Annotated in this window: 19 protein-coding genes; 7 read left to right on the forward strand and 12 right to left on the reverse strand. The window is 63.6% G+C overall.

What is annotated here, in order from left to right:
- Window positions 1–66: 66 nt before the first annotated feature.
- Both E7813_RS02750 and E7813_RS02755 read right to left on the reverse strand, forming a co-directional pair.
- Window positions 67–3,732: an AsmA-like C-terminal region-containing protein gene (locus E7813_RS02750; protein WP_291570617.1), complete on the reverse strand. Its 3,666-nt coding sequence runs from the start codon at window positions 3,730–3,732 to the stop codon at window positions 67–69.
- A 206-nt stretch (window positions 3,733–3,938) separates the two neighbouring features.
- Entirely contained in the window at window positions 3,939–5,171 is a 1,233-nt protein-coding gene (locus E7813_RS02755) for a cytochrome P450 (protein ID WP_291570619.1), read from the reverse strand.
- 142 nt (window positions 5,172–5,313) lie between these two features.
- Between E7813_RS02755 and E7813_RS02760 the strand changes: the two genes are divergently transcribed.
- Complete coding sequence (locus tag E7813_RS02760) at window positions 5,314–5,925, forward strand: TetR/AcrR family transcriptional regulator (protein WP_291570621.1); 612 nt, start codon at window positions 5,314–5,316, stop codon at window positions 5,923–5,925.
- A gap of 71 nt (window positions 5,926–5,996) precedes the next feature.
- Here the strand turns inward: E7813_RS02760 and E7813_RS02765 are convergent, their stop codons facing one another.
- The 5 genes from E7813_RS02765 to dctP form a co-directional block, all read right to left on the reverse strand.
- The gene (locus tag E7813_RS02765; RefSeq protein ID WP_291570623.1) at window positions 5,997–7,289 is read right to left on the reverse strand and encodes an MFS transporter; all 1,293 of its coding nucleotides are present in this window, start codon (window positions 7,287–7,289) and stop codon (window positions 5,997–5,999) included.
- Between the two features lie 40 nt (window positions 7,290–7,329).
- On the reverse strand, window positions 7,330–8,280 hold the full coding sequence (locus E7813_RS02770) for a FecR family protein (RefSeq protein ID WP_291570625.1): 951 nt from the start codon (window positions 8,278–8,280) through the stop codon (window positions 7,330–7,332).
- Between the two features lie 93 nt (window positions 8,281–8,373).
- Window positions 8,374–9,651: a TRAP transporter large permease gene (locus tag E7813_RS02775; protein ID WP_291570627.1), complete on the reverse strand. Its 1,278-nt coding sequence runs from the start codon at window positions 9,649–9,651 to the stop codon at window positions 8,374–8,376.
- Between the two features lie 24 nt (window positions 9,652–9,675).
- Complete coding sequence (locus tag E7813_RS02780; protein ID WP_291570629.1) at window positions 9,676–10,257, reverse strand: TRAP transporter small permease; 582 nt, start codon at window positions 10,255–10,257, stop codon at window positions 9,676–9,678.
- A 2-nt stretch (window positions 10,258–10,259) separates the two neighbouring features.
- Window positions 10,260–11,294 (reverse strand): TRAP transporter substrate-binding protein DctP, encoded by a 1,035-nt coding sequence (gene dctP, locus E7813_RS02785; protein ID WP_291570630.1) that lies wholly within the window; start codon window positions 11,292–11,294, stop codon window positions 10,260–10,262.
- Between the two features lie 269 nt (window positions 11,295–11,563).
- Here dctP and E7813_RS02790 point away from each other — a divergent pair, with 269 nt between their 5' ends.
- Window positions 11,564–12,895 carry a chloride channel protein gene (locus E7813_RS02790; protein ID WP_291570632.1) on the forward strand — a complete coding sequence of 444 codons (1,332 nt, stop codon included), beginning with the start codon at window positions 11,564–11,566 and terminating at the stop codon, window positions 12,893–12,895.
- A gap of 43 nt (window positions 12,896–12,938) precedes the next feature.
- On the opposite strand, the gene E7813_RS02795 is transcribed toward E7813_RS02790, so the two are convergent.
- A complete protein-coding gene (locus E7813_RS02795) occupies window positions 12,939–13,352 on the reverse strand; it encodes a hypothetical protein (protein WP_291570634.1) in 414 nt (137 codons plus the stop codon).
- Between the two features lie 45 nt (window positions 13,353–13,397).
- Window positions 13,398–14,816, reverse strand: a complete 1,419-nt coding sequence (locus E7813_RS02800; protein WP_291570635.1) for an FAD-linked oxidase C-terminal domain-containing protein — start codon at window positions 14,814–14,816, stop codon at window positions 13,398–13,400.
- A 77-nt stretch (window positions 14,817–14,893) separates the two neighbouring features.
- Here E7813_RS02800 and E7813_RS02805 point away from each other — a divergent pair, with 77 nt between their 5' ends.
- Window positions 14,894–15,406, forward strand: coding sequence for a thioesterase family protein (locus E7813_RS02805; protein WP_291570637.1), 513 nt, complete (start codon window positions 14,894–14,896; stop codon window positions 15,404–15,406).
- A gap of 7 nt (window positions 15,407–15,413) precedes the next feature.
- On the opposite strand, the gene E7813_RS02810 is transcribed toward E7813_RS02805, so the two are convergent.
- A complete protein-coding gene (locus tag E7813_RS02810; protein WP_291570638.1) occupies window positions 15,414–15,587 on the reverse strand; it encodes a DUF1328 domain-containing protein in 174 nt (57 codons plus the stop codon).
- A gap of 297 nt (window positions 15,588–15,884) precedes the next feature.
- On the opposite strand from E7813_RS02810, the gene E7813_RS02815 reads away from it, so the two are divergent.
- From E7813_RS02815 to E7813_RS02825, 3 genes are all read left to right on the forward strand, one after another.
- Window positions 15,885–18,515, forward strand: a complete 2,631-nt coding sequence (locus E7813_RS02815; RefSeq protein WP_291570640.1) for a UvrD-helicase domain-containing protein — start codon at window positions 15,885–15,887, stop codon at window positions 18,513–18,515.
- A 68-nt stretch (window positions 18,516–18,583) separates the two neighbouring features.
- Window positions 18,584–19,507: an ABC transporter ATP-binding protein gene (locus E7813_RS02820; RefSeq protein WP_291570642.1), complete on the forward strand. Its 924-nt coding sequence runs from the start codon at window positions 18,584–18,586 to the stop codon at window positions 19,505–19,507.
- A complete protein-coding gene (locus tag E7813_RS02825; RefSeq protein ID WP_291570644.1) occupies window positions 19,504–20,265 on the forward strand; it encodes an ABC transporter permease in 762 nt (253 codons plus the stop codon). The genes E7813_RS02820 and E7813_RS02825 overlap by 4 nt, the downstream gene beginning before the upstream one ends.
- A 70-nt stretch (window positions 20,266–20,335) precedes the next feature.
- Here the strand turns inward: E7813_RS02825 and E7813_RS02830 are convergent, their stop codons facing one another.
- The gene (locus E7813_RS02830; RefSeq protein WP_291570698.1) at window positions 20,336–20,650 is read right to left on the reverse strand and encodes a hypothetical protein; all 315 of its coding nucleotides are present in this window, start codon (window positions 20,648–20,650) and stop codon (window positions 20,336–20,338) included.
- A gap of 310 nt (window positions 20,651–20,960) precedes the next feature.
- Here E7813_RS02830 and E7813_RS02835 point away from each other — a divergent pair, with 310 nt between their 5' ends.
- The gene (locus E7813_RS02835) at window positions 20,961–21,764 is read left to right on the forward strand and encodes a L,D-transpeptidase (protein WP_291570646.1); all 804 of its coding nucleotides are present in this window, start codon (window positions 20,961–20,963) and stop codon (window positions 21,762–21,764) included.
- Between the two features lie 95 nt (window positions 21,765–21,859).
- Here the strand turns inward: E7813_RS02835 and E7813_RS02840 are convergent, their stop codons facing one another.
- Complete coding sequence (locus E7813_RS02840) at window positions 21,860–22,333, reverse strand: hypothetical protein (RefSeq protein ID WP_291570649.1); 474 nt, start codon at window positions 22,331–22,333, stop codon at window positions 21,860–21,862.
- Between the last annotated feature and the right edge of the window lie 3 nt (window positions 22,334–22,336).

Consider the following 22,336-nt stretch of genomic DNA (forward strand, 5'->3'; position numbering starts at 1 on the left):
GCCATCCCTGCTTGAGGACATCTCCAGCATCTATCGGCCCCGCGCCAGCCAGAACCCCGATCCCGGCTATGGATTGGCCGCCGGCGGCGTCAACACCAGCGGCTGCCGAGGCCTGGGCTGCCGTACCGGCGCCGGCGCGGGACGCACCTCGATCGGCGGCGGCAACGGCGCCGCCTGCTGGCTCACAACAGGTGCATTGGGGCCCGGCGGTACGGCCGGCGGACGCGGAGCACTCACCCTGGGCTTCGGTACAGGCCGGCGCGGATCGCGGCCTGGAGCTGGAACATCGGTAAGCGGTTGGCCCGGCAAAACCGCGAACTGCGCTCCGGCCGGAGGCTGCGCAGACGCCGGCGGCGGAAGCGAAGCCGGCAATGCCGGCGGCTGATCTCCGCGCTCGATCGAATCCAGCCGGCGGGTCTCGCGATCGATCGCCCTTACCGCCAGCCACGACGACAGCGCCGCAACGTCGACGGTGCGATCGAGCGCGTCGGGGGAGCCCGCCGCGAACAGTTGAATTTCCGGACGGCTGGCCGCGGGTCCCGTCGCCGTCGAGGCAAGGCTGGCGCGAATATCGGCCTGGTCGGCGGGAATATCGTAGCCACCCGATATGATGGCGCGGCCGCCTTCGGCATCGAGCGTAGTGGCGCCGACGCGAATCCGGCCGTCCCGGACATTGAATGGAATCTGCGCCGAAGCCACCGACAGCGCGCCGGCCGACAATACCGGCTCGACGATCTTCCGCAGCTTGGCGTCATCCGTCGCCCGTCCGTCGTCGCTGGCGCGGATCGCAACATCGAAGGCGCGCGGATCAAGCCCGGCGATGCGGGCGGATTCCAGCGTCACGATTCCGCTTCCGGACAACGCGCCCGTCAGCGCCGACGCGCTGCGGCCCAGGCTCGCCAGCGTCATCTGCATCGAGACGCGGCCCCCGGGCATCGCCAGCGCGCGATAACGCAGCGCCGCACCATCGACGCCGCTGAGCTGAACGCGCGCATTGAGCGTAATTCCGTTCGCGGCCGGCTTCGCGTCGATACTGGCCGTCGCCTCGCCGCCACCGATCGTGCCCTTGATGCCGTCCAGGGTCAGCGATTGGCCATCGCTCCTGACCGTGCCGCTTACCGGGCGCAACTCGCCGCCGCCTGGCAGTTCGCCGCGCAGCGCCTGGAACGCGATGCGGCCGCGCCAGCCCTTCAACAATCCGGAACCGAGCGGCTCGGCGGCGTCGCGCCCGGCGGCGCCGATGGCAAAAGCAAGAGCCGGTGCGAGATCCAGCGTGTCGAGGCCGATTTCGCCTTCGACGTTCCTCTGGTCGTCAAGCGTCACCGAAAGGCGCCCGCGCAGCCGCGAACCTGACATCGCGCTGTCGAGATCGTCGAAGGTCAATTTGTCGCCCGCCAGCGAAACCCGCGACGACAGGCTGATGTTTTGCGTAAAGGTGTCGGATGGCTTGAGATCGAACAGCGGCGCGAGATTGGCGGCGCGAACCCTGAGATTGACGCTGGCTTGGGGCTCCGACGCCCACGGTTCGGCGCTACCCTGCGCGTCCGCATCCAATCCGCTCCCCGACAACCTGACCTTCAATCGCAACGGCGCACGCCACATGCCGGTCGCCGAAGCCTCGAATTGCGCCGGGCCTTCGGCCGCGATCGCGCGATCGAGCCCCAAAAGGGCCAGCAGCGAGCGGCCGCGCTCCGACGACAATTTTGATTCAACGCCAATCTCGCCGCGCCGAAGCGCGTCGAGATCGATCCCGCGCAGGGCGGCGATATCGGGCTGCGCCGTGATCGTGGTGACGCCCTTGAACTGCGGCGTATCAAGGTCAAGAACGGCGCGCGCATTGGCACGATCTGCATGGTCGGAATTCTTGTCGAGATCGAGCGTCAGTTTGAGGTGCGCCGGACCCGGAACGGCTTCCATCGCACTGAACCGCGACGCCAGCGCCGGCGCGAACGGCGCGATCAGTCCGGTGATCTGATCGAGCGATGCCGAGCTTGCATTCAGCGTCAGTTTTCCGGTTGCATTGCCGCGGTCGAAATTGCCGGCACCTTCCGTCGTCACGCCGCCGGCCTCGCCGATCTTCAACTGCTCCAGCGCGATCGTCTTCGGGCCGTAACCCAGCTTCGCGGTGAACGGACGTAACTCCTGGCCCGCCGAGGTGGCGCGGCCGATATCCAGCGCCAGCCGCGCCTCCTCCGGCCACTCCGCTTGCGCGCCCGCCAGCGAACGGACGAATGCCGTCGCGGCATCGAGATCGAGACGTTCGGCCTTCAACTCCGCATCGAAACGGGAGCCGCCGCCGGCGGTTTGGTTCGAAACCGCAACCCGCCCTTCGACCGCGCCGCCGTCGATTTCGGCGTTCATGGCTTCGATGGCCACGCGGTCCGCGGTCACCGTTAGATCGCCGCGCAGGCGCAGCGGCTTCTGACTGCGATAGGTGACCTCGCCGCGACCCTGCAGCCATGCCGTCAGGACATCGGGATCGCCGGACTCGACGCTGAGCGCACCGTTGAAATTGCCGGACGGACCGGGCTGCGCAACGGCGCCGGTCAGCGACACCGTGGTGGCGCCGGGGGCGCGAAAATCCAGCCGGTCGATCGACCAGGATTTTGTATCGGCATGCACCTCGGCGCCGAGATTCTGCAGCGGTCGTCCGCCCAGCATGATCTGTTCGGAGCTGAATTCGATTTGCGCCGGAATCGGCGCCCGCGGGATCGCCGTCAGCAGCGCGCGCAGCCCCGGCAACAATCGCATCGGCTCGACGGCGTTATTGTCCCGGGCGGCAAACCTGTCGGCATCGAGTTGCCGCGCCGAGAGCATGGCATGGAGCAATGGCGATGCGCCAAGGCGAATGTCCGCCGCACCCGAAAATTTCAGCGCGGTCTCTTCGGAGCCGTAGCTGGTCTCGAGTTGCTCAAGCCGCGCGGCGGCGGGGTCGGCCTTGACCCTGGCCGATATTCGCCACGGCGTCGGCGATGCATCGTCGGCGGCGCCTCTCGCTTTGGTTGCGGCCGGTGCAGCCAGCATCAAGGCGCCTTCGAAGCGGGGCGCCCGCGCCTCGAAACTGAGCACGCCATCGAGATCGGCGGACAATGCGCGCGCGCCAGGATCGATGTTGAGATGAATGCGCGTGCCGTTTCCGTCGACGCTCTGGCCTGATGACACCCGAAACGGGTAGCGCGTTCCCGACAGCATGAAGTTGCCATCGCCCCGCACCGAGCCGGCCAGCGAGCGCACATCGCCGCTGAAGGCGATATCGTTCAGTTCGAGCGTGCCGTGGCTGGCGGCGTCATGCAGCGCGATGCGGCCGGTCAGGTTCAGGCGATCGATCGCTAGCGACCCCAGATTGAACTTCCCGGTCGATGCCGGCCAATCGATCCGGCCCGAGGAATCGAGTCCGAGATCAAGTCCCATGCCGTTGATCGTCAGCTCGTCGGCGCGCCATTCGCCGCGCATCAGCGAACCCAGGCTGAACTCGACATCGAGTTTGTCGGCGCGGACCTTGCCGAGATCATTGGCGCCGCCGACAGTCACCGAGCGCAGCCGCAGCGACGGTGTCGGCAGCAGGCGCGCGTCCAGCGCGCCGGCGACGCGCACGGGCGCGCCGATCACCCGCGTGGCTTCAGCCTCGAACTGCGGCCGGAACTGGTTCCAGTCGATGAAATACGGCCCGACCAACGCGGCAATCAACGCAATGATAAAAGCAATCGCCAATCCGAGCAGCGTCGTCTGCACGGCGTCTCCCCTTGAGCACGCACCGGCTCCACCTGCCTTGCGGAGCATGGCGCCATCCGGTCGCGAGGCAGCATAGACCTTCGCAAGGGAGAGCCGAAACCAATTGCCGCCGGCCGCGCTGAAATCAACGCCGGAGCCACGTCATATATAAAGACAACTGTGGCGAAGTCACAGCAGCGCGGCTGGCGACGGCTTCGGGGGCCGCGTCACCAGCTTGCGGGCAGCCTCTTGAGGCCCCGCAAGACGAAGGTCGGCCGCCATTCCGGGTTCTCGGCGTCGTCCAGCTTCAGTTCCGGCAGGCGGCGCAACAGCGTCGAGATCGCGATCTCGGCCTCGATCCGCGCCAATTGGGCGCCGAGGCAGAAATGAATGCCCCCGCCGAACGACAGCGGACGCACATTGGGACGGGTGATATCGAGTTGTTCCGGGCGATCGGGATAGACCGCGGGATCGCGGTTGGCCGAACCCAGCAGGCAGAGCACGCTTTCGCCCTTCGGGATTTTCTTGCCGCCGAGGTCCTCGATGTCTTCCAGCGTCACCCGGCCGGTCAACTGCACCGAGGAGTCGTAACGAAGGAATTCCTCGATGGCGTTGGTGATGAGAGCCGGATTGGCCTTGAGCAGCGCAAGCTGGTCGGGATTGCGATGAAGCGCCAGCAGCCCGTTGCCGATCAGGTTGACGGTGGTCTCGTGGCCGGCGCCGAACAGAAGGATGATATTGGCGGTCAGTTCCTCGTTGGAGAGCTTGCTGCCGTCTTCCTCGGCCTGCACCAGCTGCGTGGTCAGGTCATTGCCCGGGCTCTTGCGCCGCAGTTCGAACAGCTGCTGGAAATACATCTGGGCCATGGCGTTGCCGGCATTGCCCTGCTCGATTTCGGCCGGCGACAACGGCACCGGTTCGAGAATGCGGCCGCCATCGCGCGAGCCCTTGTAGAAAATTTCGCGGTGGTCCTCGGGAATACCGAGCATGTCGCAGATGATCGTGACCGGCAGCTTGAACGCAAAATCCTCGATCAGATCCATGTGGCCCTGACCGGCAATGGCGTCGAGCGTTTGATCGACGACCTGCTGGATGCGCGGACGCATGTCCTCGACCCGGCGCGCCGTGAAGGCTTTTACGACCAGACCGCGCAAGCGGGTATGGTCGGGCGGATCCTGCTGCAGCATCCAGTGGCTCATGCTGCGGAAGATCGGCTCTTCCATGATTTGCGGTCCGTAACGCCGCTTGGTCCGCTCGACATAGTCCTTGCCGAAGCGCTTGTCGCGCAGCACCAGGCTGGCTTCGGCGTGGCGGCTCGCGACAAACGCGCCAAGCGGCGTGAGATGCATCGGATCGGTGGTGCGCAGCCGCTCGTAATGCGGATAGGGATCGCGGATGAACTCCGGCGACAACGGGTTGAAAAGCGGCTCAGTCGTCGCGGTCTGAACATGCTCGTTCATGGGATCCCTCAATCGGTTGCCGCGCTGGGACGCCCGCATCCGGGGCATCGGCCTGCCCGGGCGCCGGATGGGTATCGTCGTCCGGACCTTCCAAATTCGATACACTATTGTATCGAGTTGCATTCTGACCTAAAATGGGCGGATGTCAAGAGTTCGAACGAGACCGACCCGCGACGACACCTGCGAAAAGCTGTTCGAGGCGGCGGCGCGCGTGTTCGAGGAACAGGGCATCGGGGGCGCCAGCGTCGAGGCCATCGCCGCCGCGGCCGGCTTCACGCGCGGCGCGTTTTATTCGAATTTCAAGAGCAAGGAGGAGTTGATCATCGCCATGCTCGAGGATCACGTCGAGCAATCCATCCGGCGCAATCTTGAACTTCTCGCAAGGCACAAGAACATCGCGGATTTCATCGATGCGCTGAAGAGCATGGACCGCAGCTGGCAGGATCCGCTCGGCCGTGCGCCGCTGCTGCATATGGAGATGATCCTGTTTGTGGCCCGCGCCGAAAAGCGCAGGCCCGACCTCGCCAAACGCCTGCGCGCCCGGAGAAAACTGATCACCGATATCGTCGAGGCCACGCTGAAGAACAGCGGAAAGAACGGGGCTCTGGACCCGACATGGACCGGGGCCATACTGCTGGCGCTGGAGGACGGCTTTCGTCTGCACCGCCTGATCGATCCGGAGACCACGCCGGCCGACAGTTTCCTGCGCGCGATCGGCGATCTGCAGAGGACCATGGGGATTTCCCCGGCCTGACGAAAGGTTTCAATCGAATAATACAGCCGCCGCGGCAAGCGAATATCAGGCGAATATATTGACTGCTGTTCCTAGGTGCTGGCGCCAGCCTTGTGTAATTGCCCGGCCACCGCGCGAATTTTCCGCGGCGACGCCAGCCAGATCGCCACCGCGGATGATCCGCTCACCGCAATCCCGATTGCAAAGGCAATGGTATAGCTCCCTGAAAGGTCGTGCAGCATGCCGGTAACCCAGGGACCCGCCGCACCTCCGGCGAGAGCGGCCAGCATGATGGTGCCGAAAATACTGCCATAGTGTTTGCCCTGGAATATCTCGACCACCACCGCCCCCATGATGGAGGTCAGGCCGTAGCCGAGCGCGCCCTGCGCCAGAACCATGAGGTAGACCAGCAGCAGGCTCGGAACATGCGCCAGCGCGATCAGCGCCGCAAAGCAGATCGCAAAACCCAGGCAACTCACGGTCCAGATCCATTCACGCCCGAACCGGTCGGACAGATGTCCGAGCACGATCTGACCGGGAATCCCGAGCAGGCTGACCGCCCCCAGTGCCCAGACCGCGACGTTCGGGCTGAAGCCGATGTCGAGAAGATATTTGGTCTGGTGAACCTGCACCGCGTACCAGATATACAAGCCGCCGAAATAGCCGGGTGCGAGCCACCAGAACCGCGCGGTGCGAAGCGCGCGCTGCAGGGTCCAGTCGATGCTGGCCCAGTCGGAATCCACGATGTTCGATACCGGCCTGGGAGACGATGCCGACGGCGCCGCGTCGCCATCCGGCAGAAGCCCGAGGTCCTCGGGCCGCTTGCGCAGCAGCAGGTTGATCGGCGCCAGCACTACCAGAACCACAATGCCCATCGCCGTGCAGGCCGTGCGCCAGCCGGTTTGCTCGATCATGTGCTGCACCCACGGCAGCAGGGTGACGGAACCAATTCCGACACCGGCAAATGCCAATCCCATGGCAAGGCCGCGCCGCCGGTTGAACCAGTTCGGCAGGTACAGGGATTGACCGGAGTAGCCGAGGCAGATGCTCCCGGCGCCGACCATGACGCCGATCGTGACATACAGATGCCATGGCTGCGTCGTCAGCGGCGCCAGCAACAGGCCTCCGGCCATCAGCGCGACGCCGAGTTCCATCACCGCGCGCGGACCGGAACGATCCATCATCCGCCCGATCAGCGGGCTGACGGCTCCGGAGACCACGAAGCCGAACGAGAAGGCGCCCGCGGTGACGCCGCGCTCCCATCCGAACTCATCGATGATGGGCGGGAAGAACAGCGAGAACGAGGTGCGGGCGTTGACGCCGATCGCCATGGTGACGAACGTCACGGCGGTGATGATCCATCCGTAAAAAAAAGGAAGCCGCATCGGAGGCCTTTTGTTCGAGTCCAACGGCTGCGGCGGAATTCTACCGCCTGAGCGTCGGGATTGATAACCGGCCGCCGGGCGGATTGACTTGCGGCAGATCCGTTCCACCGAGCGGCGAAGGTGTGGAAGGAGAAAGCGGGCCGTTGAGAAGTGGCAGCGTGCTGTCGCGCGCGGGATCGTTGAGAAGCGACAACGAACTATCGCGCGCGGTTTGCGTGGGTCCGCATTGACCGTTCACCGTCGGCTGGCCGTTCGGACAAAATCGGGTAATTTTGCCAATTTTAGCCGGCTTGTTTCCCGGCAGCACCGGCACCGGCAAGCTGGCCTTCTTGAGCACGTTCGCGACCGGGAGCGGCGCGCACAATGCGGAATTGGCCGCGCAGACCGAGGCAAAAGTCCACGACGGAGTCAACTCGCGCGTGATCTGCGTGACGCCATTTTCACGCAGCACGTTTGCGGTCTCTCCCCGTTTCAGGAGCTGCGTGCATTGCGTGCCGGCGCAAACGCTTGCCTTTCCATCCTGCAGCGAAACCAGCGTCTGGTTCGCCGTCACCTTGATATCGAGAATGGTGCCGCGGATTCCGATTGACGCGAACGGCGTTTCGATTTTGTAGGATTTCTTGTCGGAATCCCCGGTGATGAATCGAAAAGCACCGGTGGTGAGCCGGATGGTGATCTGCTTGTAACTGGTCTCGCCCGAATAGACCGCCCGATCGATCTTGAGGGTCGAGACCGGGCCGAGCGTCAGTTTGGTGTCGTCGAGCAGGCCGATTCTTGCATCGCTGTCGGCGCTGGTACGGACGACCTCGTCGCGCACCACCACATCGCCGATGTTGATCGGAATCAACTGGGCTTCCCCCACATTCAATACTTCGTTGCGGATAATTTCGGCCTGGCCGACCTTCACCGGTTGCTGGGCCATGGCGGACGCCATCATCGCCATAGGTCCCGCCACCAGAGCGACCGTGGCATTCAACATCACGGATTTCATCAAGTCTTTGTTCCACATCGATTTGGGGCGGCGATTCGAGCCACTATTGGCGAACGACGATAGTTTCGCAATGCCGGCAGGGCGGCGGGTTCTTCAGCCGAATACGGCGTTAGGCAGCCACAGCGTCAGGATCGGCACGTAGGTGATGATGCCGAGCACGATCAGCAGCAGGATGAGAAACGGCAGGATGCCGCGGATCACCTCGCCGATCGGCGCCGACGAAATGGTCGCGAGCACAAAAAGATTGAGACCGACCGGCGGATGGACCAATCCGATTTCCATGTTGTGGGTGAAGATGATCGAAAAATGCACGGGATCGACCCCGAGCGGCTTCAGCGCCGGCGCCAGGATCGGCAGCACCAGCAGCAGCGTCGCGGTGACCTCGAGGAAACAGCCGAGCACCAGCAGCAGGCCGTTGATGATGAGCAGGAACTGCCAGGTGGAAAAACCGTGATTGACCACGAAGGTCACAAGCTGGTTGGGGATTCCGGACTCGGTCATCCAGTGGCCGAAGGCGAGCGCGGTCGCCACGATCAGCATGATGGTTGCGGCGCTGCGGATGCCGTCGGTGATCACCTTCAGGGTCTGGGTCCAGTGGAAGCCGCGGTAGAAGATCAGCGAAACCAGTAACGCCACCGCCGCCGACAGCGCCGCCGCCTCGGTGACGGTGACGACGCCGCCATAGATGCCGACCGTCACCACCAGCGGCACCGCCAGCGCCGGGACCGCCCGCGCCGTGACGCGCAGCCGCTCGGCCATCGGCAGCGACGGCTCGACCGGGAAGTTGCGCCGCCTTGCGTCGTACAGCACCCACGCCGCGAACGCCGCCGCCTGCAGCAGGCCGGGCAGAACGCCGGCCAGAAACAGCCGCGGCACCGATTGCTCAGCGACGATGCCGTACAGGATGAGGGCGAGACTCGGCGGCACCACAATGCCGATGGTGCCGGAAGCGCCGACCACGCCGAGCGCAAACGAACGCGGATAACCGCGCTCGATCATGGCCGGCACCAGGATGGTTCCCATCGCCAGCGCGGTCGCGACGCTCGAGCCGCAGATCGCCGCAAACAGCGTGCATGCCACCACGGTGACGAGGCCGAGCGAACCCCTGATGCCGCCGAGCCACGCGGTGGCGACATCGACCAGCGCCTTGGCGACGCCGCCCGAGCGCATGAAGGCGGCCGCCATCACGAACAGCGGCAACGCCATCAGGGTGGTCGAGTTGAGCTTGTTGATCACCATCTGCGCCGCGCCGATCAGCGGCTGGCCCGTGGCGATGTAGAGGATGCCGGCGCACATGCCGAGCACCAGGAAGATCGGCATCCCCGCTGCGAGCAGCCCGAAGAACAACACCAGGAAAAGCAGGGTCAGCATGCTGGGGACCGGCGATCCGCCCTTCTAGCGGTCGGCGAGCGGAGGCGATAACCCGCTCGGCATTTCTTCTTGAAACACATGGCCGACGGTCATCGTCGCCGGATCGAAATACAGCGTGAAGCGAACCAGCCGCATGATGTAACGCAGCAGCATCAGCGCGCTGCCTACCGGCAAAGCGAGATAGTAAATCCACATCGGAAATTGCAGGTCGGTCGAACTGGTCTCGTCGATCAACAGCGAGGTGTCGACGATCTGCCAGCCGTACCAGATCAGCGAACCGCAAAACACGATGGCGACGAGGCAATTGAAGATCTCGACGAGGCGCAGGTATCGCGGCGGCAGCAGCCGCAGCACCAGGTCGGGGCGGACATGGCCGTCGCGGCGCACGAGCTGGCTGGAGACGATCATGATCGCCCAGATGATGAGATAGACGATCACTTCCTCGGCGTAGCTGATGGCCCGCCCGGGATCGATGTAGCGTCCGATCACCTGCAGCAGCCCGATCACCAGCGCGACAAGACCGAGAAGGCCCACCAGGGTCTCCTCGATCCAATCCCACCAGCCGAGTGCGGCCGACGCTTTCGACCAGGCCCCCGTCGATGCCATGCTCAACTGCCGCTGGTGGTTTCAGCCACGATGAGTTTGACCATCTCGGGCGAGACCTTGATCTCTTTCGCCATCTGGTCCTGCTCGGCCATCATCTGCTTCCGTTCCGCAGCGCTTTGCTCGGCGGTCGGGTCGGAGAACTTGATGCCATGCTCCTGCAGCGTGGTGCGCGCCTTGGTCTGGGCCGCCGCCATGTTGGCGCGATAGGCCGGGATGTTCTGCGCCCATACGTCCGTCATCGTCTTCTGCAGATCGGGCGACAGCTTGTCCCAGAACACCTGGCTCACCAGCGGAATATATTCGGCGATGAACTGATGATCCTCCAGCGCATATTTGACGCCGGAATCCCAGAGCTTGGCGCTGACCAGACTTTCGTTCGAACTGACCAGTCCATCGAAGGTGCCCTGCGACAGCGCCAGGGGAACGTTGGGCCACGCCGTGGTATTGGGGATCGCTCCGAGGAAGCGGGCGCGCCACGCCTGGCCTGCACCGCCGGAGTTGCGGATCTTCATGCCCTTGAGGTCAGTCAGGCTGGCGATCGGCTTGTTGGAGCTGTACCAGTTCTGAAAACCGAGATCGAGATACGGCCCGAGCACGTGCGAACGCAGCTTTTGCTGAATCTGGCCGTTGAGATACTGGCCAGGCTTGCCGTCAATGACCTTGTGAATGAGGTCGATCGGCTGTCCGTAAAGCACCGGAAGCTGGAAACAATCCGCGTCGGAGACGATGCCGGTGATGGTCCAGCTGCCGGGCGCCGCCATCTCGACCTGGCCCTGGATCAGCGCCTTGCCGACTTCGAGATCGGGATAGAGCTGTCCGCTCTCAAAGATTTCGGTCTTGATCTTGCCGCCCGCGGCGGCCTCGACCTTGCCGAGATAGTCCTTCATCGAGACGTTGCGCAGATGCGAAGGCGCGGTATCGAGCGACAGCCGCAGGCGCATGGGCTCGTCGGCCCGCGCGGAGCGGATAAACGCCGGCGCCGCAATGGCGGCAACCGAAGCGAGGGCAAAACTGCGGCGTGATAGACGCTGTGTCATTTTATATCCTCCCGATGCGTTAATTGTGCCAGCCGGCAACCTCAAAAAGCTGGGACCGCCGGACGCTTTGACGGGAGCATAACCTTGCCGCCCCCGGATCGGCAACGCGCAATCATGCCCGGGGGATTGGTGTTCGACTAATTGACCTCGAATGGCGGACGGCGAGATAACGGGGAGATGTCCGTTTGCCTCTATAAACAAAACGTGCAGTTCGGAAGCGTCATGGTTACAGAATGTATGAGGACTTTTGTAACAGGGCCTTGAACGAAGTGAGCGACGATTCTCCCGGCGCGACGATATCGAGGCTTGGTCCGAATGCCGGCTGGCGCTTTTGGCTGGCGATCGTGCTCACCGGTCTTGGCACCGGCGCAAGCGCTGCGGCACTGACGCTGATGCTGCAGGCCGTCCAGCACATCATGTGGCCCGGTAACGCTGCAACTTTGCTGGACGCCGCTGCCCAGGCAACGCCCTGGCGGCACATTGTCGTACTTTTGGGAGCGGGACTCGTGACGGGCGCCGGCCAGATCGTCCTGGTGCGTCTGACCAGCAGCAACAGCATCGACATCACCGAAGCAATCTGGTTTTCCGCGGGGCGGTTGCCGGCATTACGCACATTGGGCAGTGCGGTGTTGTCCGTTATTCTGGTTGGAATGGGTGCTTCGCTCGGACGCGAAGGCGCGCCCAAGCAGGCCGGCGCGGTCATCGCCAATGTCCTGTCGGACAAAACCGGCCTGTCCGACGAACAACGCCGACTGCTGGTTGCTTGCGGGGCGGGAGCCGGCATGGCTGCGGCCTACGGCGTACCGCTGGGCGGCGCGTTGTTCGCGCTCGAAGTCCTGCGCGGAATGCTGGCTTTGAGGCTGGTGTTGCCGGCGCTTTTGACCTCGCTCATTGCAACGGCAACCGCGTTTGTGGTTTTGCCCGATGCGCCGACCTACATCATTCCTCATTTCGATAGTTCAGCGATCAATCTGGCCCTGGCGCTGCTTGTTGGACCGATAGCCGGTCTCGTGTCGGTTGGGTTTGTGCGAACGATCGCATGGGCCGATCGAAACAGGCCAAGGCACGGGCGGCGATTAATTGCTCCGGTACTGGCGCTCGGAGTGCTCGGGCTCGTATCGATCCCGTTCCCGCAATTGCTTGGGAACGGCAAGGACATCGCCCAGCTTGCATTCGCCAATGAGATTCCGTTCGCGCTTTTGCTGGCCTTGCTGGTTCTCAAACCGGCCGCGACCGTGCTGTGCCTGGGGAGCGGCGTGCCCGGAGGCTTGTTTACGCCATCGCTGGCGCTGGGGGCGCTGCTCGGCGCGGTTGTCGGCCAAGTCTTTGCTCTCGTTTGGCCGGACGTGCAACCGGCACTCGTTGCCATTGTTGGCGCCGGCGCTGTGCTGGCCGCGACCACGCAGGGACCCATTTCGGCTGTCGTGTTGATGATGGAACTGACCGGGCAGGACCGGTCATTCATCGTGCCTTTATTGCTTGCCGTGGTGATGGCGACGCTGGTTTCGCGATTGATCGAACCGCGCTCGATCTATGATGCAAGATTGACCGACGAAGAGATCGCGCAAAGACAAAAACTGCGTGAGCCGGCGAAGCGCTAACCCAACACACGCTTTCCGACGAGGCTGCGCAGTCGAAGCAAGCTCACTCCCGCAGTATCGGATGCTCGTTCAGGACGTCTTCTCTCATCGAGACCGCCTGAATCGCGCGAAACAGTACCCGCGCTGTCCTCAAATTATTGGCCGTCACGCACAGGTTCACGATCTGGCGTACCGAGGAATCGCGCAACAGGTCATCGGAAATCTTGATGGCGATTTCCATGGCGGTCTTGGCGGCGTGTTCGTACCTTTCGCTCTCGTATTGGTGCTTTTTGTTATCCGGGCGGCCGGTAAAGGCGGCTACTTTTTCGGCACTATCGGTAGCCGAGCGGCAGATGTCGCGTATCTTGTGAGCCGCTTCGATATCGCCGATCGGCCACTGGATCGCTTCGTCCCAGACTTCCTCGCGCTTGTCCTTGCTGAACCACCACATCGCCCCGCCCTGAATACCCTCAAGCATAAATCGCCATGGTACAATTCGCAGCGGTGTATTGTGAATACAGGCCTACACCGCCGGCACGATCTTTCCGGGATTGAAAATATTCTGCGGATCGAGCGCCCGCTTCAGCGCGCGCATGGCGTCGATCGCCTCTGGTCCAAGTTCGGCTTCCAGATATTTCTGCTTGCCCTGCCCGATGCCGTGCTCGCCGGTGCAGGTCCCGCCCATTGCCTGCGCGCGCTCCACCAGGCGATGCATGAAGTCCTCGCCGCGCGCCATCTCGTCGGCGTCATCGACATCGCACAGCAGCGAACAGTGGAAATTGCCGTCACCGACATGACCGACGATCGGCGACTGCAGATTGAGGCGTTTCAAATCCTCTTCGGTTTCGGTCACGCAATCGGCCAGCCGCGAAATCGGCACGCAGACATCGGTCGCCACCACGCCGGAACCGACACGCAAGGCCTTCACCGCCCAATAGGCGTCGTGGCGCGCCTGCCAGAGCCTGGTGCGGTCCTCGGGCTTGGTGGTCCAGGTGAAATCGCCGCCGCCGCACTCCTTGGCGATCTCGTGGAAGTTCTTCGACTGCTCGGCGACCTCGTTCTCGCTGCCATGGAATTCAAGCAGCAGCAGCGGCGTCTCCGGCAGCGACAGTTTCGAATAGGAATTGCAGGCCCGGACCTGCTCGGCGTTGAGCAGCTCGATACGCGCGACGGGAATGCCGGTTTGAATGGCCAGGATGGTCGCCTGGCAGGCGCCCCGCACGCTGTCGAACGAACAGGCCGCGGCGGCGATGGTCTCGGGAATGCCGCGCAGCTTGATGGTAAGTTCGCAGATGATTCCGAGCGTGCCTTCGGCGCCGACGAACAGATGCGTGAGATCGTAGCCGGCGGAGGATTTCTTCGAGCGCGTGCCGGTCTTGATGATGCCACCGTCGCCGCGCACCACCTTGAGCGCCAGCACATTGTCGCGCATGGTGCCGTAACGCACCGCGTTGGTGCCGGAGGCTCTGGTCGACGCCATGCCGCCCAGTGAGGCATCGGCGCCGGGATCGATCGGAAAGAACACGCCCTGGTCGCGCAGATGCTCGTTCAGCGCCTTGCGGGTGACGCCGGGCTGGATCACGCAATCGAGGTCTTCGGCATGGACCTCAAGCACCTTGTTCATGTCGCGCAGGTCGATGCAGACGCCGCCGGCCGGGGCGTTGACCTGCCCCTCCAGCGAGGTGCCGGTGCCGAATGCGATCACCGGAACGCCGAAATGAGCGCAGATCCGCACCACGTCCTGAATGTCCGCTGTCTCCTGCGCCATCACCACGGCATCCGGCGGCTGCGGCGCCAGCCAGGTCGTGGTATGCGCGTGCTGGTCGCGCACCGCCTGCGAGGTGATCAGGCGGTTGCCGAACCGCGCGGCCAGCGCTTCAATGGTGCTCGCCAGCGCCGCCGGTTCCGGCCGCTTCAAGTGATTGGTGACGGTCAAACCCACGCGATATCCTCCCGCTCCAGGACCGTGGCAAAGGATATATAAGGGGTCAAGGGATCATCGGACAAATGGAGACGGGAATGACGCGCGAAGCCGCCGCCGACGAACTACTGCTGCGGCCGGCGCCGTTTTTGTCGTCGGTGATGCAGATCGAGCCGCAATGGATCGACTACAACGCCCATCTCAACATGGCCTATTACAATGTGATGTTCGACCGCGCCATCGACGAATTATGGCTCAAGCTCGGGATCGGCCCCGGCTACATGAAGGCGCGAAACGGCTCGACCTTCACCGCCGAATGCCACGTGCGCTATTTGCGGGAGATCCATCTCGGTGATCCCGTCCAGGTTTCGATCCTGCTGGTCGGAGCCGACGAGAAGCGGCTACATACGTTCGAGGAATTGCGTCACGCCAGCGAAGGCTGGCTCTCCGCCACATCGGAAAACATGACCATTCACATCGACATGATTGCGCGAAAGACCGCGCCGTTTCCTCCCGATATCCGCGCCCGCATCAAGGCGGTCGCGAATGCCCACCGCGCCATCGCGCGCCCCGAAGGCATCGGCCGGAAGATTGCGATGCCTTCGAAATAGCGAAACGTCAGACGCGGGTGCGTCCGCGCGCCAGCCCAATCACGGCCGAGATCAGGAACAGCACCACCGCGATAAAGAAGATGGTCTTGGCGATTTCGATGGATACCCCGGCGATACCGCCGAAGCCCAGCACGCCGGCGATCAGCGCGACGATCAGGAACGTAACGACCCAGCTCAGCATGACACGACCTCTGTTTCCACATTCTGTTTCGACATCGGCGCGGCCGAAGCCGCCGCGCGGATTGTTAAAATAAGCCGGGATCGGAACAAAGGTTCCGGCGGGGCCGCCGGCCTGCAACGGCGAAAAAAGGCCGCCTCCGAAGGAACAAATCCGCGCCGGTGGCCGAACCGGTGCGGGCCCGCGCGGCGGGATAACTGCTGTCAAATCGCCCGCCGAAGCCCTATATGCCCTTCAATCCTGCTATGAAGGCTCCCCTCCACCGCCTCACGGTGCCATCGTGGGGCCAAGACGATTCGCATGACCGAGCCGAACAAGCTGCCCCATCACGGCGTGCCCGACCATCAGCCCGCGGCCGGTGGCATCGCCGCGCGCGCGCGCGCGACGGCGACCCCGCACTATCTCGCAGGGCTCAATCCCGAGCAGCGCGAGGCGGTGGAAACGCTGGACGGGCCTGTCTTGGTGCTGGCGGGCGCCGGCACCGGCAAGACCCGGGTGCTGACCACGCGCATCGCCCACATCCTCAGCATGGGCCGGGCGCGCCCCAATGAAATCCTGTCGGTGACCTTCACCAACAAGGCGGCGCGCGAGATGAAGCTGCGGCTCGGCCACATGCTCGGCCAGGCCGTCGAAGGCATGCCGTGGCTCGGCACCTTTCATTCGATCGGCGGGCGTATCCTGCGCTTTCATGCCGAAATGGTGCAGCTGAAATCCAACTTCACCGTGCTCGATGTCGACGACCAGGTCCGCCTGCTGAAACAGCTTCTGACGGCCGACAATATCGACGACAAACGCTGGCCAGCGAGGATGCTTGCCGGCCTGATCGACGGCTGGAAGAACCGCGGGTTGACGCCGTCTCAACTGCCGCCGGCCGAGGCCGCAGTGTTCGGCAACGGCCGCGGCGGCAAGCTCTATGCGAGCTATCAGGAACGGCTGAAGATCCTCAACGCCGCCGATTTCGGCGATCTGCTGCTGGAAAACATCCGGCTGTTTCGCGAACATCCCGACGTGCTGCGGCAATACCAGAACCGCTTCAAGTTCATCCTGGTGGATGAATATCAGGACACCAACGTCGCACAGTATCTGTGGCTGCGGCTGCTGTCGCAGCCGCCGAGTTTTCTTACCTCGCCCCGCTTGCGGGGAGAGGTCGATGCACGAAGTGCGTCGGGTGAGGGGGAGCCAAACGCGAACGCGGTGCCCGCTGAGAGTCCCCCTCACCCCGACCATCTCCCCGCAAGCGGGGCGAGGGAGCAGATAGGCGCGCCCTCCTCGCCCCTCAAGAACATCTGCTGCGTCGGCGACGACGACCAGTCGATCTACGGCTGGCGCGGGGCCGAGGTGGACAACATCCTGCGCTTCGAGCACGACTTTCCCGGCGCCAAGGTGATCAGGCTCGAGCGCAACTACCGCTCCACCGGCCATATCCTGGCCGCGGCCTCGCACCTGATCGCGCATAACGAGGGACGGCTCGGCAAGACGCTGCGCACCGAAGATGTCGACGGCGAAAAGGTCACCGTCACCGGCTCCTGGGATTCCGAGGAGGAAGCCCGCGCCATCGGCGAGGAGATCGAGGAGTTGCAGCGCGCCGGCAACAATCTCAACGAGGTCGCGATCCTGGTGCGGGCGTCGTTCCAGATGCGCGAATTCGAGGACCGCTTCGTCACCCTCGGCCTGCCCTATCGCGTGATCGGCGGTCCGAGGTTTTACGAGCGCGCCGAAATCCGCGACGCACTGGCTTATCTGAGGGTGATCAACTCGCCGGCCGACGACCTCGCCTTCGAGCGCATCGTCAACGTGCCGAAGCGCGGCCTTGGCGACGCCACGGTGCAGCTGCTGCACGACCACGCCCGCAAGCGCCGGATTCCGCTGTCGGAGGCCGCGCGCGCCGTGGTCGAGACCGATGAGCTGAAGCCGAAAGCGCGGGGATCGTTGCGCGATCTGCTGGTCAGTTTCGATCGCTGGCGTGCGCAACGCGAGGTGACTTCGCATACGGAATTGGCCGAAATCGTGCTCGACGAGAGCGGCTACACCGAGATGTGGCAGAAGGATCGCTCGGCCGATGCCGCCGGCCGCCTCGACAACCTCAAGGAACTGGTGCGCTCGATGGAGGAATTCGAGAACCTGCAAGGTTTTCTCGAACACATCTCGCTGGTGATGGACCGCGACGGCGGCGCCGAGGACGAGGCGGTGTCATTGATGACGCTGCATTCGGCCAAGGGGCTGGAGTTCGACAACGTGTTCCTGCCCGGATGGGAAGAGGGCTTGTTCCCGAGCCAGCGCACCCTCGACGAACAGGGCCGCGCCGGACTGGAAGAAGAGAGACGCCTCGCCCATGTCGGGCTGACCCGCGCCCGCCGCCGCGCCAAGCTCTACTTCGCCACCAACCGGCGGATTCACGGGACGTGGTCGACCACGATCCCGTCGCGCTTTCTTGATGAACTGCCGGTACACAATGTCGAGATCACGGAATCCAAGGGCGGTTCCGGCTGGGGCGGCAGCAGCGGCTACGGCCCCTCGCGCTTCGACAATGTGGAATCGTTCGGCTCCAGCTACACGACGCCGGGCTGGCAGCGCGCGCAGGCCAACCGGGCGCGCAACCAAAGCGGCCGCAAAGGACAGGCCGGCGGCGGTTTCAATGAAAGCCAGTCACCATTTTCATCCAGCGGCGAATCCTCAGGTTCGCGTAGCGATACCTCGGGCTCGCGAAGCGATGCCTCCGGCGCGCGCAACAAGCGCAGCCCCATGACCATCGAAGGCGAGCTGGTCGCGAAATCGACCGGCACCACGTCGGAGTTCTCGTTGCACGACCGGGTGTTCCACCAGAAATTCGGCTACGGCCAGGTGGTCAAAATCGACGGCAACAAACTCACCATCGCGTTCGAAAAAGCCGGCGAGAAAAAGGTGGTCGATAGTTTTGTGGAACGGGCGTGAGCGATTGCGCAATTGCGCGAGCGTTCCTATCTGTTGATGCCCGACACCCCCTCCTGCCTTAAGTCCCCATGCCATCCATCATATCCGTCGCCAATCTGTCCAAGACCTATGCCTCCGGCTTCAAGGCGCTCGATAACATCAACCTCGAAATCAACCGCGGCGAGATCTTTGCGCTGCTGGGACCGAACGGCGCCGGCAAGACCACGCTGATCAGCATCATCTGCGGCATCGCCAATCCGAGCCGAGGCCAGGTCTCCGTCGATGGCCACGACATCATCACCTCCTATCGCGCCGCGCGTTCGCGCATCGGTCTGGTGCCGCAGGAACTGCACACTGACGCCTTCGAATCGGTGTGGGCCACCGTCAGCTTCAGCCGCGGTCTGTTTGGCAAGCCGAAAAATCCGGCGCATATCGAAAAGGTGCTCAAGGATCTGTCGCTGTGGGACAAGAAGGACGCCAAGATCGTCACGCTGTCCGGCGGCATGAAGCGCCGGGTGATGATCGCAAAGGCGCTGTCGCACGAGCCGCAGATCCTGTTCCTCGACGAGCCGACTGCCGGCGTCGATGTCGAACTGCGCAAGGGCATGTGGGAGGTGGTGCGGACATTGCGCGCCTCGGGCGTCACCATCATCCTCACCACCCATTACATCGAAGAGGCCGAGGAGATGGCCGACCGCATCGGTGTCATCAACAAGGGTGAGATCGTGCTGGTCGAGGACAAGGCCACGCTGATGCAGAAGCTCGGCAAGAAACGCCTGAAGCTGCATCTGCAAAACAGGATCGACGCGATCCCGGCGGCGCTGGCGGCGTATAACCTCGAACTGTCCGACGAGGGCTGCGAGCTGACCTACGATTACGACACCAATGGCGAGCGCACCGGCATCACCAGCCTGCTCAGCGATCTCAGAAATTCCGGCATCCGCTTTTCCGACCTCGACACCGTCAAGAGTTCGCTGGAAGACATCTTCGTCAGCCTGGTGAGGGCGTCATGAATTTCAGGGCGGTCCGCGCGATCTATCTGTTCGAAATGGCGCGAACCTGGCGTACGCTGCTGCAAAGCATCGTTTCGCCGGTGGTTTCGACCTCGCTGTATTTCGTGGTGTTCGGCGCCGCGATCGGTTCGCGCATCACCCAGATCGAAGGCGTCAGCTATGGCACCTTCATCGTGCCGGGACTGGTGATGCTGTCGGTACTGACGCAGAGCATCGCCAACGCCTCGTTCGGCATCTACTTTCCGAAATTCGTCGGCACGATTTATGAGTTGCTGTCGGCGCCGATCTCCTATTTCGAAATCGTGCTCGGCTATGTCGGCGCGGCCGCGACCAAGTCGATCATCCTCGGCCTGATCATCCTGGCCACCGCCGGGCTGTTCGTGCCGCTGCATATTCATCACCCGTGGTGGATGCTGACCTTCCTGGTGCTGACCGCGGTCACCTTCAGCCTGTTCGGCTTCATCATCGGCATCTGGGCCGACGGTTTCGAGAAGCTGCAGATGATCCCGATGCTGGTGGTGACGCCGCTGACGTTCCTCGGCGGCAGCTTCTATTCGGTGAACATGCTGCCGTCGGGCTGGCGCACCATCACGCTGCTCAATCCGGTGGTTTACCTGATCAGTGGTTTTCGCTGGAGCTTCTACGAGACCGCCGACGTCAGCCTCGGCGTCAGCGTCGGCATCACGCTGATGTTTCTTGCCATCTGCATGATCGTGGTGTGGTGGATTTTCAAGACCGGATATCGGCTGAAGAACTGACGGCGCGATAAAGGCGCGCGGTCATTCCGCGGCGGTGCGAAGCGCCGAACCCGGCATGACGGGATTGAAATCAACGATAACAGTGGAAATGATCGTAGCGATCGTAGAAGCCGCGGCAGCGATAGCCGTGATCCATCCCGAATACGCCCCTGACCGCGCCCATCGCGCCGCCGACGCCGGCACCGACCGCACCGCCAACCACGCCGCCGACAGGACCGGCAACCCGGTCGCCTTCCGCCGCACCCTCCTGCGCTCCGCGCACGATGCCCTGCGCGTGTCCGATATGGGGAATCGCGAGCAATGCAAGCGCGAGGGCTGCCGCCGCCAGATGGAATTGGACCGGCAAGCCGGTGGGCAGCGCCGATGTCTTGATCCGGGTCTTCATCGTCATCTGAATTCCTTAATGCCCGGCCGCGATTGGGCCGGCGGGGCGGGCTTCTGTAACGGCGAACCCGCCAAATGGTTGCATGTCCCAATGAATCAGGTTGAGACGGGCTCAAGCGTGGCTTTCCAGAAAAAGCAGGACATGCCGGATTAAGCCTCGCCTCCGCCATGTTTGCGCCGGCACCGCCTATTAACGATGGCCCAGCAGGCCGCTGGAACCAAAGCGGAATTCCGGGCATATTAGGTGCGGGGACGGAGAGCGGCGCTGTAGTCAAAGCTTGGGTAGTCTGGGCCGGGAGGCCAAAGGTAAAATGCGTTCCTTCCTCGTTGCTTTCACCGGCCTGATGCTGTTCGCCACCGGCGCCGCCCAGGCCAATGTCTCCATTCTCGTCGACAAGAATGCGCAGTTGATGACCGTCGCGGTCGACGGCATCGAGCGCTATCACTGGCCGGTTTCAACCGGCAATCCGTCGCACGAGACGCCGAACGGCAGTTTCCGGACCTTCCGCATGGAGGAAGACCACTACTCCAAGGAATTCGACGACGCGCCGATGCCGCACTCGATCTTCTTTACCAAGGTCGGCCATGCCATCCACGGCACCGATTCCGAGGGCAAGCTCGGCATCCCGGTCTCCCATGGCTGCGTGCGGCTTTCGCGCGCCAACGCCACCACGCTGTACGCGCTGGTGGAAAAAGAAGGCGTGCTCAACACCACGGTGACGCTGACCGGCTCGTCGCAGATCGCGCTCGCGCGCAACCCGCGTAGCCGGCCCGACACCGCGCTGGCGCGCCGCGACGTAGCTCCGCAATACGACGGCGCCGGCGATCCGGTCGTGATCACCCCGCAGCCGGTGGCGCCCGGCCAGTATGCGCCGCAAATGCAGCCTCAGGTGCAGCCGCAAATGCGACCCGACGACGGTTACATCTATCCCGCCGACGGCAGCTCGGATGTCGCGCGCTACCCGGCGCCGCGCAGCAGCCGGCGTCTTTATGACGCGCAGGTCTATCCGCAGCAGCAAGATCAGTATTACAACAACCGCGGTTACGCGCCGCAATATGCGCCTCAGGTCTATGCGCCGCAGCCATACTATCAGTCGCGCGGGCCGTACGACTGACGGACGTTACTTGAACGCGCCCTCGCCGCTCCGCGGCTTTTCGGATCGCATCGCCGATTCCAGAATCTGCGGACCGGTGGTGCCAGGACCATCGATCATCCGGCTCCTCCCTTGGTCGCGCGACCATCGACCGGCCGATAGATCGGCGGCCGCGCGCGAACCGGATCGAGCAGCGACCAGTCGCCTTGCTCGACGACATGCCCCTTGGGAAAGGGCGGCCGCGGCTCCTGGCCGAGCGAGCGCATGACCCGATCGTCGCGGTAATAACAAAGCAGCACCACGCGAACCAGTGCGGCCAGCGGCGCACCGCCGACGTCGCGAAACGCGTTCGCTACGGCAGCGCGGCGTTCCGGCTCGATGTCGGCAAAGGCGCCGCCCGCAAATGTCGCGAGATGCGCCAGCGCCCGGCACACATCGTCGCGGTCGCGCTCAAGGCTTCTGAGGATGTCGTTGAAAATCCGCTCGTCGTCGGCGCCCGGCACGTTGTAGGTCTGGCTCGCAGGGATGATTGCGCCGGCCAGCGCGCGCAGGTCGCGGACTTGCTCGACGGAAAGGCTGTCGTTCGGCATGGC

The organism is Bradyrhizobium sp., from assembly GCF_004799405.1.
Classification (GTDB): Bacteria; Pseudomonadota; Alphaproteobacteria; order Rhizobiales; family Xanthobacteraceae; genus Bradyrhizobium.

Coding starts and splice junctions, on each gene's coding strand:
- E7813_RS02755 (WP_291570619.1), bottom strand. CDS start 5,171: ATGAACGAGCATGTTCAGACCGCGACGACTGAGCCGCTTTTCAACCCG.
- E7813_RS02760 (WP_291570621.1), top strand. CDS start 5,314: ATGTCAAGAGTTCGAACGAGACCGACCCGCGACGACACCTGCGAAAAG.
- E7813_RS02765 (WP_291570623.1), bottom strand. CDS start 7,289: ATGCGGCTTCCTTTTTTTTACGGATGGATCATCACCGCCGTGACGTTC.
- E7813_RS02770 (WP_291570625.1), bottom strand. CDS start 8,280: ATGAAATCCGTGATGTTGAATGCCACGGTCGCTCTGGTGGCGGGACCT.
- E7813_RS02775 (WP_291570627.1), bottom strand. CDS start 9,651: ATGCTGACCCTGCTTTTCCTGGTGTTGTTCTTCGGGCTGCTCGCAGCG.
- E7813_RS02780 (WP_291570629.1), bottom strand. CDS start 10,257: ATGGCATCGACGGGGGCCTGGTCGAAAGCGTCGGCCGCACTCGGCTGG.
- dctP (WP_291570630.1), bottom strand. CDS start 11,294: ATGACACAGCGTCTATCACGCCGCAGTTTTGCCCTCGCTTCGGTTGCC.
- E7813_RS02795 (WP_291570634.1), bottom strand. CDS start 13,352: ATGCTTGAGGGTATTCAGGGCGGGGCGATGTGGTGGTTCAGCAAGGAC.
- E7813_RS02805 (WP_291570637.1), top strand. CDS start 14,894: ATGACGCGCGAAGCCGCCGCCGACGAACTACTGCTGCGGCCGGCGCCG.
- E7813_RS02810 (WP_291570638.1), bottom strand. CDS start 15,587: ATGCTGAGCTGGGTCGTTACGTTCCTGATCGTCGCGCTGATCGCCGGC.
- E7813_RS02815 (WP_291570640.1), top strand. CDS start 15,885: ATGACCGAGCCGAACAAGCTGCCCCATCACGGCGTGCCCGACCATCAG.
- E7813_RS02820 (WP_291570642.1), top strand. CDS start 18,584: ATGCCATCCATCATATCCGTCGCCAATCTGTCCAAGACCTATGCCTCC.
- E7813_RS02825 (WP_291570644.1), top strand. CDS start 19,504: ATGAATTTCAGGGCGGTCCGCGCGATCTATCTGTTCGAAATGGCGCGA.
- E7813_RS02830 (WP_291570698.1), bottom strand. CDS start 20,650: ATGAAGACCCGGATCAAGACATCGGCGCTGCCCACCGGCTTGCCGGTC.
- E7813_RS02835 (WP_291570646.1), top strand. CDS start 20,961: ATGCGTTCCTTCCTCGTTGCTTTCACCGGCCTGATGCTGTTCGCCACC.
- E7813_RS02840 (WP_291570649.1), bottom strand. CDS start 22,333: ATGCCGAACGACAGCCTTTCCGTCGAGCAAGTCCGCGACCTGCGCGCG.